The following is a 14,160-nucleotide window of genomic DNA, read 5'->3' as shown; positions in this document are numbered from 1 at the left end:
TGGTCAGGGCACATCGGTTGCGGAGGCTGTGGTGGCTCCGCCGGGGGTGGTGAAGCCGGCCAGGACCCTCGCCGGGGTGCCGTTGGGGACCTTGATCGAGACGTTTCGTTCGCCTTGGTGGTTCGCGTCGAGCTGTTGGTCCGCCAGGACTGCTCCGTTGGCGTCCAGCGCGAACAAGTGGACCCGGCCCGGGGCGTTCACGTCGAGGCGGGCGTGAACCTCACCATGCCCGGCTTGCGCACCGGTGAGCCGGGTTCCCGCGTCGCCCGCCGGCGGAGCGCCCCCCAGCGAGGTGTTCAGCCGTACCGCCTGGTCTATCGACCGCGGAGAGTCCACGGAGGACAGCGCGTCCGGCGGGAGCACCGGGGCAGGTGGCGGGGCCTGCAAGTCGGCCGGCCGGTCCTGGAGGATCGCCTGGCCCCAGCGGTACGGGTCGCCTTGCACGCCTCCCCAGGTGGACCAGCCGATCCGGGACTGACCGGTCAGGTCCTGGGTGTCCGAGTCGTACACCATGACGTTCAGGCCCAGCTTCCGGGGATCGACCGAACCGGGCAGCACCCGCAGCGGGATGGCCAGCTCGACCGCGTACCCGCCCTCGCGCAGCTTGGACGCGAGCTTGACGCCGGGCGCGGTCTCCTCGCCCGGTCCCTGGTGGTTGTCGGCGTCCCTGGCGTAGCAGGGTGCCCCGGATCCGCTGGTGGTCGGCAGCACCGCCACCTTGAACGTGCTCGACGTGTTCTCCGAATCCGCCTTCGGGTCGATGGTGATCTCGACGGCGTCGGTGCGCCAGTGCCGCTTGCAGTCCTCGGCCGTCAGGAGCGCGCCCTGCTTCTCGTCCACTACGTCGACCAACGCGTACAACGTCTCACCGTGCCAGGAAAACCTTGCGGTAGCGGCACAATCCGGTGCCGCGCACTCCTCCCCTTCCCACAGCGCGGATGCGTTGAGCGGTGTGCCCGGGTACTCCCGCGGCCCCGCTTCGCCGTCCACCACCGGCTCGGTGCCGGCTTGTGGAATCGTCGTGGCCGGTGCCAGTTCCAAGGCTGCGGCGCTCTCGCCCGTCGCGCCGTCATCGGTGCGGGTGATCAGGGTGTAGGTGTGATCGCCGCCCTGCATTCCGGTGGGCATTTCCGGGTCCGTGCTGCGCACCCCGAAGGTGAGCATCGCGATTTCCCCGGGAGCGATTGCCTGGAACGGCTGCTCGGCGTTCGGCACCTCGAACCCCTGAGGCGGCACGAACCGAACCGTGCCGGAACGGGGTTGCGCGCTGTAATTGTGCACGACCACTTGCACATCGCGTTCGCCGAGGGCCGGGACCGTCTGGACCGGTGCGACCTCGTTCTGCAGCAGCGGAAGCTGCGCTTCGGTGGTCCACCGCTGGAACTCCGCGACACCCGGCAGCGGCGCCTGCTCGGCCACGACCGGTGGGACGACGTCGAATCGCAGCTCGCTTTCCCCGCGGCCCTGCGGGGATTCGATGCGCACCGGCACCTGAACCCGCTCGGATCGGTGCTGGCCAGGAACCGCCACCGCTAGGTCGACTCGTTCGGTCGCCCCCGGTTCCAGCGGCTCGAACGCACCGTCGCCCTGGACTTCCCATCCTGGCGGCAGATCCAGCGCGACCCGACCCGCCTGCAACGCCGTGTTCGCTGGGGCGGTCACCTCGACTTGAACCGGCGTGCTCCCACCGGCGGTGATCTGCGAGCGCTCTGCGGTCGCGGTCAGCCCGGTTCCGACCGGCAAGCCGCCGGGAATCGGCAGCAGTGCCCCGAGCAACGGCGCATCCGCGCCTTGCGCCGCTGGCACGTGCGGCGCGCGGTTGGCCATCTCGGTGAGGTGATCGCAGCCGATCTGCGCGGGATCGCCCGGGATGTCCGGCCGGGTGGCCCACCCCTGGCTCTGGTACACGCGTTCGGCGACGCGTTCCCGCTGCTCCCAGTTGGTGTCCCCGCTGACCCCGTACACGTAGTACTCGGGTCCCGGCGAATCCGCCAGGGTGGTGCGCTTCTCGCAGTCCGGGCCTCGGACTTCTTCCTCCGCCCCGGCCGCGTTGGACACCACCCGGCGCACGGACCACGGCGAGAGTCCTTCGTCGCTGATCTGCTCCGGGAACGCCGCGGGATCGGCGGCCTGGTGGTAGGCCTCGATCGCGAGCCGCGCCGCGTACTGGTGGTTGCCGTGGTTGCCCGGGGCGGGCGCGGGGTCCATGGTCACCACGACCTCGGGCCGGGTTTGCCGCACGACGCGGACGAGCTTCGCCAGCACCTCGTCGTGGTGCCAGGCCTGCTCGGTCAGCGGCGCGCTCACCGTGTAGTAGAGGTCGGGCTTGTCCAAGTTGTACACGTCCGAGATGCCGAGACCTCCGACAGCACGGCGTTCCTCGCCTTCGCGCAGCAGGCCCAACGCCGGTCCTTCCTCCGGCCCGACCGCGTTGCCACCCCCTTCGCCGCGGGTGATGGTCACGACACCGGTCCGCACCTGGTGGTCGTGCTGCCAGCGACCGAAGGTGGACAGCAGCGAAGCCTCGTCGTCCGGATGCGCCCCGACGAAGAGAACTTCCAGGTCTTGCGGCGAATCCGGCTGCGCGGAAGCCGTTGGGGCCAGAATCCCCGCACCCAGCGCCGCCGCCAGCGCGACAACCGAACCTGCACGAACCGATGGCACCGATCCACTCCTCGGACGAGACGATCACGCGGCGCCGAGAATGGCACGGCCCCGATCTCCGCGCACCCAAGAACAGCTACCGCAGACGACATCTCACACTTCAGGACGACCTCGGTGGGAGCAGTAGGAGCGAAGATCGATCAAACTCGCTTCGACGCGGCACGCGCGCTCGCGCGAATCAACCGCAGCACAGAGGTATCGCGGCGGGTCGGTCGCGCAACCAGGGAAAAGGCAACCCAAGCCGCCGAACGGCTGGACCGCTGAGCGCAGGCTGGTCCAGGTCAGGCCTGCTCGGCGGCGCGCCGGAGCAGCACCCATGTCGACGCAAGCAGCGCTGCCGCCGCGACGGCTTGCGCAACCGCGAAGGTGCCCCAGGAACCCTGATATGCGCCGTCGGACCAGAAGGCGTTGCCGAGGTAGGTGAATCGGGGGCCGAGGAGCAGGGAGCCGAGCAGGAGCAGCAGTTCCGGGCCGAGGTAGGCGGCGACGGTCGCGGCGACGAAGGCCCGCTGGGATTCGTCGCCGGGCTCCGTGAGTGCGGTGGCCGCGCACAGCCCGCCGATCGCGACCACTGGCAGCAATGCCGCCAGCGCTCCCACCCCGGCCAGCACGGTCATGCTGCCGTATTCGTGCGGGATCCCGGCGAACAGCAGAATGAACTGCGCGGCGGCTGCGCCCACCACGACGTAAGCGAGCGGGCGCCGGGTCGGCGGCACGATGCGGGCGCGCCGGGGCAGCACGTCGAACGACGCCAGCCGCATGACCAGCATGACGGTGAAGGCGATCACGAAGAAGAACTCCAGCCAGACCCACACATCGGCCTCGGCGTGGATCGAGGCGAGCGCGTCCACGAGGCAGTAGACCGCGTTCGCGACGACCAGCCCGGTACCGATCGCGCCCCGTCCGCCGGGGCGCTCCATCAGCACCAACCCGGCGAACAGCAGGGCGAACCGGATCAAGAAGTAGCCGAGCCCCAGGAAGCTCGAAGCGGCGATCATCGGGGTGGAGACGAACAACGTGGCCGCCGCGACCGCCGCGGCTGCCGCGAAAAGCACCTTCGGGCTGCGGAGCCACACCGGAGTCCGCACGCGGCTGCGCCAGTCCCCATCGACCGGCGGTGGCGCCGTTCGCGCGCGGGCCCAGTCGAGCACCGCCGCCATCCTCGCCGACAGGTTGCCGACACCCGGCGGGCCGACCGCGTTGCGCAACTCCGCTGCCAACGCGGAAAACGGCACGCTCGCCGCGCTGGCCGCCACGACGCTCAGCGCTTGTGGCAGCCGCCCGCAAAGTTCGATCAGCTCGTCGGCGGCCTGCGGCTCGGCCGCCAGCCGGTCCTCCCCCAACCGACGGACCAGGAGCTCGCGCGCCTCGCCCGCGCTGAGCACGTCCAGCATCAGCGAGCGGGCGCCCTCGACGATCAGGCCGGTCAGCGGGTTTCGGCTGGTCAGCACGATGAAGGAGTTGGAACCACCGGGCAGCAGCGGGCGCACCTGCTCGGCGTCGCGGACGTCGTCCAGCACCACCAGAACCCGCTTGTCGGCCAGCAACGTGCGGTACCGGGCCGCCTGAGCAGCAACGTCCGACGGAATCCTGTCTTCTCCCAAGGCTTCCAGGAAACTCCGGAGCACATCGCCGGGTCTCGCCGGCCAGCCGGAAGGGTCAGAACCCCGCAGGTCCGCGTACAACTGCCCGCCGGGGAACCGGTCCGCCACCTGATTCGCCCAGTGCACCGCCAGGGCCGTCTTGCCGATGCCCGTGGCGCCCTCGACCGCCGAGATCACCACCGCCCGGGCGGAATCCGCCAGCACGGCGTGCAACGCGGCCAGTTCGTCCGCCTGCCCGGCGAACGGGGCAACGGCCTGCGGCAGCTGCCGCGGCACCACCGGCTCCTGGTGCTGCCCGCCGAAGTGAACACCGCCGTAGACGGCACCCACCTGCGCAACCGGCCCGTTGACCGTGCCGCTCTGCTCATTGTTCGTCTCGCCCTCATCGCCCACGAGCCACCCACCCCCATACCATCTGGCCCAATGCGACGTTTTCCGGCCGATCTTAGCGCCAGCGGTGAAAACCCGTGCGGGGAAAGGACATGTGCGGGTCCGCCTCGTCAGGCCGGGGCGGGCCGCAGCCGCGCGATGAAGTCCGCGAACTCGGCCTGCTGCTGCGGGGTCATCACGCCCTTCGGGACCACCACGGCCTGGGCCTTGCCGAACATCACGTACCAGACCTCGGGAGTTTCCACCGCGCGCCCGAGACCGGCCCACCAGAGCCGCGACTCGCACAACGGGTAGGAGATCTGCATCCACTCGTCGTTGAGCACCAGGCGGAATCCCTGCTTGATGGCCGCGGCCTGCATCCGCATCACCACGGCCACCAGGATCGGCCCGATCGCGAACACCAGCACCAGTCCGCCGACCACCGCCGTGTACCCGAACGGCTCCGATGGGTCCAGCACGACCAGGAGGAGCCCCAGCAGCGCGAGCACCCCGCCCAAGATGCGGATGAGCATCAGCTGGTTGCGAACCAGGAACCGGATGGTGCGCCGCAGCTGCTGCGCGTCGTAGGGGACCTCGAAGGACATCTGCACCGCTGCATATTAGGGCGCGCACCACCGTTTTCACGGCCCCGGGCAGGTATCGAGACTGCAACAGCCTCGGCCGGCTACTTATCGCGCACGAGAGCGCAATCCACGGCAGTGGATTGCGATCCTGCTCCAGGCATTTTCGATCACAGTGACCCTCGTCCGGGAATCGGGTGCGCGTGGAGGACCTGGACTCGGTGTTCTTCCTCGGCGACTAGATCTACGAGTACGGCATCACCGAGAGCAACCTGCTGCGGCGCGGCGCTCCTGCGCTGGGGCCGGACGCGATCGGCGTGTTCGCCCGGCGCGGTTGAGGGAGCGCCGATCGACGCGCCCTCGAGTCGCGAGACGCGGGCACACCAGCCGCTGGAGGGCTTGGTCGAAGCACCGGGCACAGTCGTCAACAGCGGTCACACGGGCATCAAACCGGTAAACTTCACCTTCTCGGACGTATGACTCGGCCGACTTGACAGCAGAGCGTGTTCGCATTCACTCTTTCGTGCCATGAACCTGTCCGACAGCCGGGCAGCCGGACACGGTGTCCGGCGCATCGGCGCGATGGAAGCAGTCCTCGCCCACCTGCGCGACGCGATCGAGCGGGGCGAGTACGCGGTCGGCGACAAGTTGCCTGCCGAGGCCAGCCTCGGCAAGGAGTTCGAAGTCAGCCGGTCGGTCGTCCGGGAGGCGCTGCGGGGCCTCCAGGCCCTCGGCCTGACGGCGTCGAAGACCGGCAAGGGCACGTTCGTGGTCTCCAACCGGCCAGTCGACAACCCGGTGTTCGGCCCCTACTCGGCGCGGGACATCCTCGAAGTCCGACGGCACGTGGAGGTTCCGGCCGCGGCCTACGCCGCCCAGCGGCACACCTCGGACCACCTGGATGCGCTCACCGAACTGGTGGAACGGATGGAGCAGGAGACCGACAACACCGCTTGGGTGGCGTTGGACTCGCTGTTCCACATCACCATCGCCCAGGCATCGGGCAACCCGGTCTTCGGGAAGGTGATCGAGGAGATCCGGGACGCGCTGGCCAGGCAGTCGACCCTGCTCAACCAGCTCACCGACCGGCGCACGGCGTCCAACGTCGAGCACCGGGGACTCCTCGAAGCGATCGGTCGCGGCGACGAACTCGCCGCGACCGAGGCGATGACCCAGCACCTGACGCGTGTCGAAAGCACGCTCAGCAACATCGTCGGGCCCAAGACCGCGACCGCGGTGCCCGCAGTGGATGAGAACGGGGAAATCTGAATCCAATGAGCGACCAGACCCTGCAGCCGTCGCAACGTGGCGACGGGCCCGCCGACGCCGGTGACACCGGTTACAGCAAGTCGCTGAAAGCGCGGCACATCAACATGATCGCCATCGGCGGCGCGATCGGCACCGGGCTGTTCCTCGGAGCCGGTGGCCGGCTCGCGCAGGCCGGCCCGTCGCTGGCGATCGCCTACGCGGTGTGCGGGTTGTTCGCGTTCTTCGTCGTGCGTTCCCTCGGCGAACTGATCCTGCACCGGCCCTCCTCCGGCTCCTTCGTCTCCTACGCCCGCGAGTTCATGGGCGAGAAAGGCGCCTACACCGCGGGCTGGATGCACTTCCTGAACTGGTCCACCACCGGTATCGCCGACATCACCGCTATCGCGCTGTACGTGCACTACTGGTCGGCGTTCACCCCGATCCCCCAGTGGGTGCTGGCGCTCATCGCGCTGGCGATCGTGCTGACCCTGAACCTGGTCTCGGTGAAGCTGTTCGGCGAGCTGGAGTTCTGGTTCGCCATCATCAAGGTCGCCGCGCTGGTGCTGTTCATGGTCATCGGGATCTTCCTGCTGGTCACTCAGCATCCGATCGACGGCAACTTCCCCGGCCCGCAGCTGATCACCGACCACCGCGGCATCTTCCCGGCCGGGGTGATCCCGCTGGTCCTGCTCATGCAGGGCGTGGTCTTCGCCTACGCCTCCGTCGAGCTCGTCGGCGTCGCCGCCGGCGAGACCGAGAACCCCGCGAAGATCATGCCGAAGGCGATCAACTCGATCATGTGGCGGATCGGCGTGTTCTACGTCGGCTCAGTCGTGCTGCTGGCGATGCTCATGCCGTGGGACGGCTACAGCAAGGGCGAGAGCCCGTTCGTCACCGTGCTCTCGCACATCGGCGTCCCCTACGCGGGCGATGTGATGAACCTGGTGGTGCTCACCGCGGCGATGTCCAGCCTGAACTCGGGCCTGTACTCCACCGGCCGCATCCTGCGGTCGATGTCGATGGCCGGTTCGGCACCGAAGTTCACCGCCGTGATGAACAAAAACAGCGTGCCCTACGGCGGCATCCTGCTGACCTCCGCCGTCTGCGTGACCGGCGTCGGGCTGAACTACCTGGTACCCGCCGAGGCGTTCGAGATCGTGCTGAACTTCGCCTCCATCGGCATCCTCGCCACCTGGGGCGTCATCGTCGTCTGCCACCTGCTGTTCGTCCGCAAGGCGCAGCGCGGGGAGGTGACCCGGCCGGGCTACCGGCTGCCGTTCTCGCCCTTCACCGAGATCGTCACGCTCGCGTTCCTCGCATCGGTGGTGATCCTGATGGCCTTCGACGAAATCGGCCGGATCACCCTGATGGCCCTGCCGCTGATCATCATCGCGCTGGTCATCGGCTGGTTCCGGGTCCGCAAGCAGATCGACACCTCGGTGCTCGAAAAGGCCGACGCATGACCCAGACTCCCCCGGTCGGCGTTCCCGCGCACGTGCCGCTCGTGCACGTGCTGCGGGACGGCCTCGTCGAAAGCGTCCACCACGGCACGGTCGTGGTGGTCGCTCCGGACGGCTCGATCCTGTTCCAGGCCGGCGACGCCGAGACGGCCTGCTACCCGCGCTCGGCGGCCAAGCCGATGCAGGCGGTCGCCATGGTCCGGCTCGGCTTGTCGCTGCCGCCGGACCTGCTCGCGCTAACCACCTCCAGCCACTCCGGCGAGGAGGTCCACCTCGCCGGCGCGCGGCGCCTGCTGGAGCTTGGCGGATCCACCGAGGCCGAACTCGGCAACCCGGCCGACCTCCCGTACGACCCGGTCGAGCGGGAGGCCTGGATCGCGGCGGGCCGCCCGGCCCGCAAGCTGGCGCACAACTGCTCTGGCAAGCACGCGTCGATGCTGCACACCGCCCGGAGGCACGGCTGGTCCACATCGGACTACCTGGATCCCGGACACCCGTTGCAGCGCGAAATCGCCGCCACCGTCGAGGATCTGACCGGTCAGCGGATCGCTAACGTAGCCATCGACGGCTGCGGCGCGCCGCTGTTCGCCGTCTCGCTGCGCGGCCTGGCCACGGCTGCCGGGCGGATCGCCAGTGCACCGACGGGAAGCCCGGAAGGCGTGGTCGCGCAGGCGATCCGAGCCCATCCGGAGATGGTGGCCGGTTCCCGCCGGGACACCACCGCGCTCATGTCGGCGGTGCCGGGCCTGATCGCCAAGGACGGTTTCGAGGCGGTGCAGATCGCCGCGCTACCCGACGGCACCGCGATCGCGCTCAAGATCGCCGACGGCTCCGACCGAGCCCGCCTCCCGACGACCATCGCGGCCCTGGAGCTGGCGGGCGTCGACGCGACGCTGCTCGCCCGGTTCACCAGCGACGACCTGAACGTCGCCGACGTCCTGAAGAGCTGACGAACGAGCAAGGGGTGTGAGTGCCGAAGGCTTCGGCGCTCACACCCCGTCGTCCGTCCACAGCGGATCCCCGGTCATCGGCGTTTGGCGTAGATGTGGCTGGCGTGTTCCACCAGGGCGATCAGGACTTCCTTGGCCGAGTCGCGGTCGCGGGCGTCGCACGGGACGACCGGGATGCCCGGGTCGAGGTCGAGCGCCGTGGCTACCTCCTCCGCGCCGAAGCGCCGCGAGCCCGCGAAGTGGTTGACCGCAACGATGAACGGGATCTCGCGGCTCTCGAAGTAGTCCACCGCCGCAAAGCAGTCCCGCAGGCGGCGGGTGTCCGCAAGCACGACCGCGCCGAGCGCGCCCTGCGCGATGTCGTCCCAGAAGAACCAGAAGCGGTCCTGCCCGGGCGTGCCGAACAGGTACAGCGCGAACTTGTCCTGCAGTGTGATGCGGCCGAAGTCCATCGCCACAGTTGTGGTGGTCTTCTGCTCCACACCGCTGGTGGAGTCCACGCCGCGCCCGGCCTCGGTGAGCTGCTCCTCGGTGTGCAGCGGCCGGATTTCGCTGACCGCGCCGACCATCGTCGTCTTGCCGACGCCGAACCCGCCGGCGATCAGGATCTTCAGCGCGGTGCGGGGTGAGCCGGTCCGTTCTTCAGAGCGCGCGAAGGCCATTGATCACTTCCTGCAGGAGATCTTCACCGGGCAGTTCGCGCGGTGGTGTGGGGCGTTCGACGTGGACGTGTCCGGCGTCGAGGAGATCGGCGAGCAGCACCCGGACGACGCTCAACGGCAGGTCCGCGCGGGCGGCGATCTCCGCGACCGACAGCTGTCGGCCCCGGCAGAGGTTGAGGATTCCGGCTTGTTCGGGGGTGAGCGTCAGGTCGTGTTCGGGGGCGGTGGTGGCCACGACGAGCGTGATGATGTCCAGGACGCCGCGGCGCGGCTGGGCACGTCCCCCGGTCATCGCGTACAGCCGCACCAGGGGGCCCGCATCGTCGTCGTACCAGTTCTGACCGGCCCCGCTCACGGCCGGTCTCCCCCGCGCCGCGCCGGGTGCGTCACAACGCACCTCCGGCTTCGCCGCGTGAGCGTTCGGCGGCGTACATGTGGTCGCCGACCTGGTTGATCAGGCGCGCCATCTCGTAGGCGACGAGGCCGATGTCGGCACCCGCCTCGGCGAAGACCGTGAGGCAGGTGCCGCCGCCGGCGGCCACGACGAACAGGTAACCGCCGTCCAGTTCGATCATGGTCTGGCGGACGGAACCGGCGTCGAAGTGCCGTCCGGTGCCCTTGGCGAGGCTATGCAGCGCCGACGCGACCGCGGCGAGGTGTTCGCCGTCCTCGTTGCTGACCCCCGAGGAAACCGCCATGGCCAGCCCGTCGTTGGACAGCAGCAGCGCGAGCCTGACTCGCGGCACGTTGTGGACCAGCTCGTCCAAGAGCCAGCTCAACTCCCCGGAATGTTCGGCAGTCCCAAACATCGGTTTGCTCCTCGGTTTGCGGTGGGAAGGGCTCAGGAGTCGTCGGTCGGCGCCCCGCGCCCGCGGGCGAACCCCTGCTGCAGCGCGGACATCATGCTTCGCGCCTGCTCCGGCGACAGCGAGGCCGTCGGGGCCGTCGGGGCCGACTCGGTCCTACTGTCCGGGGAATCGGTTGCTTGCAGGCCAGGGGCGAGGCTCGCCTGCCGGGTCCGGCGGGGCAGGACTTCGGTGTCCTGCTCGACTTCGACAGCGGCTTCCTCGGCCGGGGCCGCGCCGATCGCCGCCGGCTCCCGCCAGATCGGCTGCTGCGTCGGCGCCGGGGACTCGACCTTCGCCGGGACCCGGACCGGAAGCCGCGTCGCGACCGCCTTCTTCGGCGGCTTAACGGGCTGATCGTCGGGCGCCGCGAACGACTTGGACGGCCGTTCACGCGGCTCCGAGGCGAGGATCGACATCGGAAGCAGCACCACCGCCGTGGTACCACCGTAGGGAGAGCGACGCAGCGACACGGTGCAGCCCTGTCGGTTTGCCAGTCGGCTCACCAGGAACAGGCCCAGCCGATCGCCCTCGAACAGCTCCAGCTGGTGCGCTTCGGCGATCAAGCGGTTGGCCTCGTCCAGCCGCTCCGGGCTCATGCCCAGGCCGCGGTCCTCGATCTCCACGACGAACCCGGTGCCGACCGGCTCGCCGTGCACCAGCACGGTGCTGTCGGGCGGCGAGAACGTGGTGGCGTTCTCCACCAGTTCGGCGAACAGGTGCGTGATGTCGGAAACCGACGAGCCGAGCACGGACAGCTGGGGCATCCGGCGGATTTCGACGCGTGCGTAGGCCTCGACCTCGGAGATGGCCGAGCGGACCAGGTTCATCAACGGCACCGGCTGGCGCCAGGCGCGGCCGGGAGTGGCACCGGACATGATGATCAGCCCCTCGGCGTGGCGGCGCATCCGCGTCGCCAGGTGGTCGACCCGGAACAGGTCTTCGAGCGCCGCCGGATCCTCGGTCCGGCGCTCCATGGCGTCCAAGATGCCGAGCTGGCGGTGCACTAGGGATTGGCTGCGCCGGGCCAGGTTGACGAACACGCCGGAGACGCCCGTGAGCAGTTCGGCGCGCTCGGCCGCGGCCTGCAGCGCCGCGCGCTGCACCGCGTTGAGCGCATCGCCGACCTGGCCGATCTCGCCCTCGCCGGGCGCGACCACCGGAACGTCGGCCTCGATGTCGATCTTCTCCCCGGTCCGGATCCGCCGCATCGCCTGCGGGAGCCGCCGATTCGCCAGCTCCAACGCCGAGTCGCGCAGGCCGACCAGCTCGATCACCATGCCCCGACCGATCCGGACGGAGACCACCAACGCGAGCAGCACGGCGAGCAGACCGAGGATCACCGTCAGCGCCGCCTGGGTCGTCACCGACTGGCCAGCCGATTCCGCCTGCGCAGCGCCCGCGGCACGCGCATCGGCCTGGCTGGCGTCCACCGCCTGCTCCAGGACTCGCACCGCGCCGCGCCATTGGTCGAGGGAGAACGTGCAGGTGGCCGTGTCGAGCATTTCGCTCTGCATCGCGCTGAGTGACCGGTAGACATCGCCGCCGACGAACTGCTGGTACGCGGCGCGGTCCGCATCCGGGAGGTCGGGCAGCAATCCGGCGGTCAGCACGTGCTGGCCGCCGAGGGCACCGGCGAACGCCCGGTGCTGCTCCGGTGTCATCCGCCCGGAAACGAGCGCCGAGGTCGCCACCGCGTCCTGGCGCGCGATCATCTCGGCCACGCGACTGTGCTGCAGGACGACCCGCGCGGTGGCCGCGGCCTGCCCGTCCTGCACCTTCGTCAGCACCTCGTCCACCGCGAAGGCATCGTCGATCGCGGCGGAATAGGCGTTGTAGGCGCTGTTCCAGTCCGTTTGCCCCGCTGCGAGGCGCGGGTGCTCGTCCCGGAGCCGGTCGAGGTCCTGGACGAGAGCGTTGATGCGCTGGTTCACGTCGGGGGCGAGGCTCGCGATGTCGGCCTTGGCCACGGTCACGCCGTCGAGCAGCGCTGTCGCGGCCTCGGCCGTGCGCGCACGCTGCGCGGAGAGCGCCTGCTCCCCCGCGGCCTGCGGAGCGGCCAGGTACTGCACGGCCGCGGCCCGCTCGCCCTGCAGGCTGGTGAACAGGTTCCGCACTGGACCAGCCAGCTTCTCGTTGAGCTCCTCGACCTGGTGCAGCGTCCAAGCGTTCTGCACCGCCGAGACCGTGGCCAGCGACCACAGCGCCATGAGCGAGACCACCGGGACCGCGAGCAGCGCCACGGTTTTCGCGCGCACCGACTTCGGCTGCGGCAGACTCGGAAATCTGATTTTGGAATACCTGCGGGTTTCGGGCATGAACCATCCATCCCGGATTATCGAAGGAGAGCTTGTGGGCGGGTCGATCAATTCACACGATCTTCACGGAACGCGATCGATCGAATTCACCTGGCTACCGGCTCCACGGGCTTCTCGGGTGCTCCCCCGGCATCCGCCGAATCGGAATTCTGCGGCGCGCTCGGCGAAATCGCGACGAACGCCGACGTCAGGAACAAGTACGACCCCAGCAGGACCGTGAGCGGGAAGATGAACTGCATCGGGGACGCGCCGACCACGGCGGAATCCGTCCCGTGCAGGTGGACGCTCACGGCCGCCATGCCCGTGTAGTGCATCGCGCTGACGGCCACGCCCATCACCAGCGAGGCGCCGAACGCGGCCGCCGGGCCGCGGATGTTCAGCGTCGCCCACAGCGCGGCGGTCGCCGCAATCACGGCGATGACCACCGACAACGCGACGATCAGGGGGTCGTAGCTGACCATGCCGGAAAGCCGCATCGCGGCCATCCCCACGTAGTGCATGGCGGCCACCCCGACGCCGGCGACCAGGCCGCCGACCAGCACCGCCAACACCTTGGAACGGCTGTAGCCGACCGCGAAGACGCCGATGCCGACCACCACGATGGCGACCACCAGGCTCAGCACGGTCCACGGAACGTCGTAGCGCACGTCGGTGCCCGCGACGTGGAAGCCGAGCATCGCGATGAAGTGCATCGTCCAGATGCCGGTGCCGATCGCCACAGCACCGTTGAGCAACCAGTTGCGCTTCGCACGGCCGGTCGTCGCCAGCGCGCGCACCATGCAGCGCAAGCCGAGCGCTGCACCGACGCAAGCCATCACGTACGACAGGACCGGCGTCAGCCAACCAAAACCGAATTCCGTCATCGAGCCTATCTGACCCATTGTTCCCTAAAGCGTGTAGGCGGCACCTGTCAAGAAGCGACCTTCGTTGCCCCGACCGGCCGGTCACGTCGAAACGACCTTACTCATATCACTCGCCGATCACAACCACGCTCCAAAGTGGATATGTTCAGTGACGATCCGTGCGCGGCGAGTTGTTCCCGCATTCATGCGACACCCTTAATCTTCTTTTAATCCACCGGCGTAACGCCACGAGCACGCGGCACGTCGCATACCCCCGAAACCCCCTCCGGAACAGCGAAAACACACCATCGGAGTCCGAATAGGATGATCGTTTACGACCGGCCAGACGATCCGCGCTTGGACACCGCATCGCGCAGATCAACAGGCCGCCAGGGTAGGCATCGACACCCCGGAAACTCCGATCAAAGCCACCAAACCGAAACACTGGTGGGAAATTTTCCGGACGTGATGACGCGCGGAGCGGTACAGCTCGACAGCATTCGCGCCCAGAACGATCTCCAGCTGACCCCTGTCACGGACGTCCTGTCCGTCCCGACGGTCACCACGGACCCCCACCACCGGGTTCTGACCTGACAGGCCCGGCGCTACCCCGGAAC

At 69.0% G+C, this 14,160-nt stretch carries 11 protein-coding genes; 3 read left to right on the top strand and 8 right to left on the bottom strand.

The annotated features are described in order from the left end of the window. Nucleotides 1-3 precede the first annotated feature (3 nt). The 3 genes from DL519_RS05770 to DL519_RS05760 all read right to left on the bottom strand — a co-directional run bounded on the left by DL519_RS05770 (nucleotide 4) and on the right by DL519_RS05760 (nucleotide 5,242). Nucleotides 4-2,664 (bottom strand): sugar-binding protein, encoded by a 2,661-nt coding sequence (locus DL519_RS05770; protein WP_190813199.1) that lies wholly within the window; start codon nucleotides 2,662-2,664, stop codon nucleotides 4-6. Nucleotides 2,665-2,945: 281 nt separating this feature from the next. Further along, nucleotides 2,946-4,661, bottom strand: a complete 1,716-nt coding sequence (locus DL519_RS45745) for an NB-ARC domain-containing protein (protein ID WP_223838483.1) — start codon at nucleotides 4,659-4,661, stop codon at nucleotides 2,946-2,948. A 107-nt stretch (nucleotides 4,662-4,768) separates the two neighbouring features. Further along, nucleotides 4,769-5,242 carry a YcxB family protein gene (locus tag DL519_RS05760; protein ID WP_190813198.1) on the bottom strand — a complete coding sequence of 158 codons (474 nt, stop codon included), beginning with the start codon at nucleotides 5,240-5,242 and terminating at the stop codon, nucleotides 4,769-4,771. 558 nt (nucleotides 5,243-5,800) lie between these two features. Here DL519_RS05760 and DL519_RS05755 point away from each other — a divergent pair. Genes DL519_RS05755 through DL519_RS05745 form a run of 3 tightly spaced genes read left to right on the top strand, consistent with a single transcriptional unit; the run spans nucleotide 5,801 to nucleotide 8,876 of the window. Further along, nucleotides 5,801-6,487 (top strand): FadR/GntR family transcriptional regulator, encoded by a 687-nt coding sequence (locus tag DL519_RS05755; RefSeq protein ID WP_190823784.1) that lies wholly within the window; start codon nucleotides 5,801-5,803, stop codon nucleotides 6,485-6,487. 5 nt (nucleotides 6,488-6,492) lie between these two features. Beyond that, a complete protein-coding gene (locus DL519_RS05750; RefSeq protein ID WP_190813197.1) occupies nucleotides 6,493-7,929 on the top strand; it encodes an amino acid permease in 1,437 nt (478 codons plus the stop codon). Continuing rightward, nucleotides 7,926-8,876: an asparaginase gene (locus DL519_RS05745; protein WP_190813196.1), complete on the top strand. Its 951-nt coding sequence runs from the start codon at nucleotides 7,926-7,928 to the stop codon at nucleotides 8,874-8,876. Before DL519_RS05750 ends, DL519_RS05745 begins: the two co-directional genes overlap by 4 nt. Before the next feature lie 74 nt (nucleotides 8,877-8,950). On the opposite strand, the gene DL519_RS05740 is transcribed toward DL519_RS05745, so the two are convergent. From DL519_RS05740 to DL519_RS05720, 5 genes are all read right to left on the bottom strand, one after another. Next, complete coding sequence (locus DL519_RS05740) at nucleotides 8,951-9,538, bottom strand: GTP-binding protein (RefSeq protein ID WP_168588977.1); 588 nt, start codon at nucleotides 9,536-9,538, stop codon at nucleotides 8,951-8,953. Beyond that, nucleotides 9,519-9,893: a DUF742 domain-containing protein gene (locus tag DL519_RS05735; protein ID WP_223838482.1), complete on the bottom strand. Its 375-nt coding sequence runs from the start codon at nucleotides 9,891-9,893 to the stop codon at nucleotides 9,519-9,521. The genes DL519_RS05740 and DL519_RS05735 overlap by 20 nt, the downstream gene beginning before the upstream one ends. A 31-nt stretch (nucleotides 9,894-9,924) precedes the next feature. Then, on the bottom strand, nucleotides 9,925-10,347 hold the full coding sequence (locus tag DL519_RS05730; RefSeq protein WP_190813195.1) for a roadblock/LC7 domain-containing protein: 423 nt from the start codon (nucleotides 10,345-10,347) through the stop codon (nucleotides 9,925-9,927). Nucleotides 10,348-10,379: 32 nt separating this feature from the next. Further along, entirely contained in the window at nucleotides 10,380-12,641 is a 2,262-nt protein-coding gene (locus DL519_RS05725; protein WP_190813194.1) for an ATP-binding protein, read from the bottom strand. A 146-nt stretch (nucleotides 12,642-12,787) separates the two neighbouring features. Beyond that, complete coding sequence (locus DL519_RS05720) at nucleotides 12,788-13,564, bottom strand: MHYT domain-containing protein (protein ID WP_190813193.1); 777 nt, start codon at nucleotides 13,562-13,564, stop codon at nucleotides 12,788-12,790. Between the last annotated feature and the right edge of the window lie 596 nt (nucleotides 13,565-14,160).

It is taken from the genome of Saccharopolyspora pogona (assembly GCF_014697215.1).
Lineage (GTDB): Bacteria > Actinomycetota > Actinomycetes > Mycobacteriales > Pseudonocardiaceae > Saccharopolyspora > Saccharopolyspora hattusasensis.
This window is presented reverse-complemented; position numbering and strand designations above follow the sequence as displayed.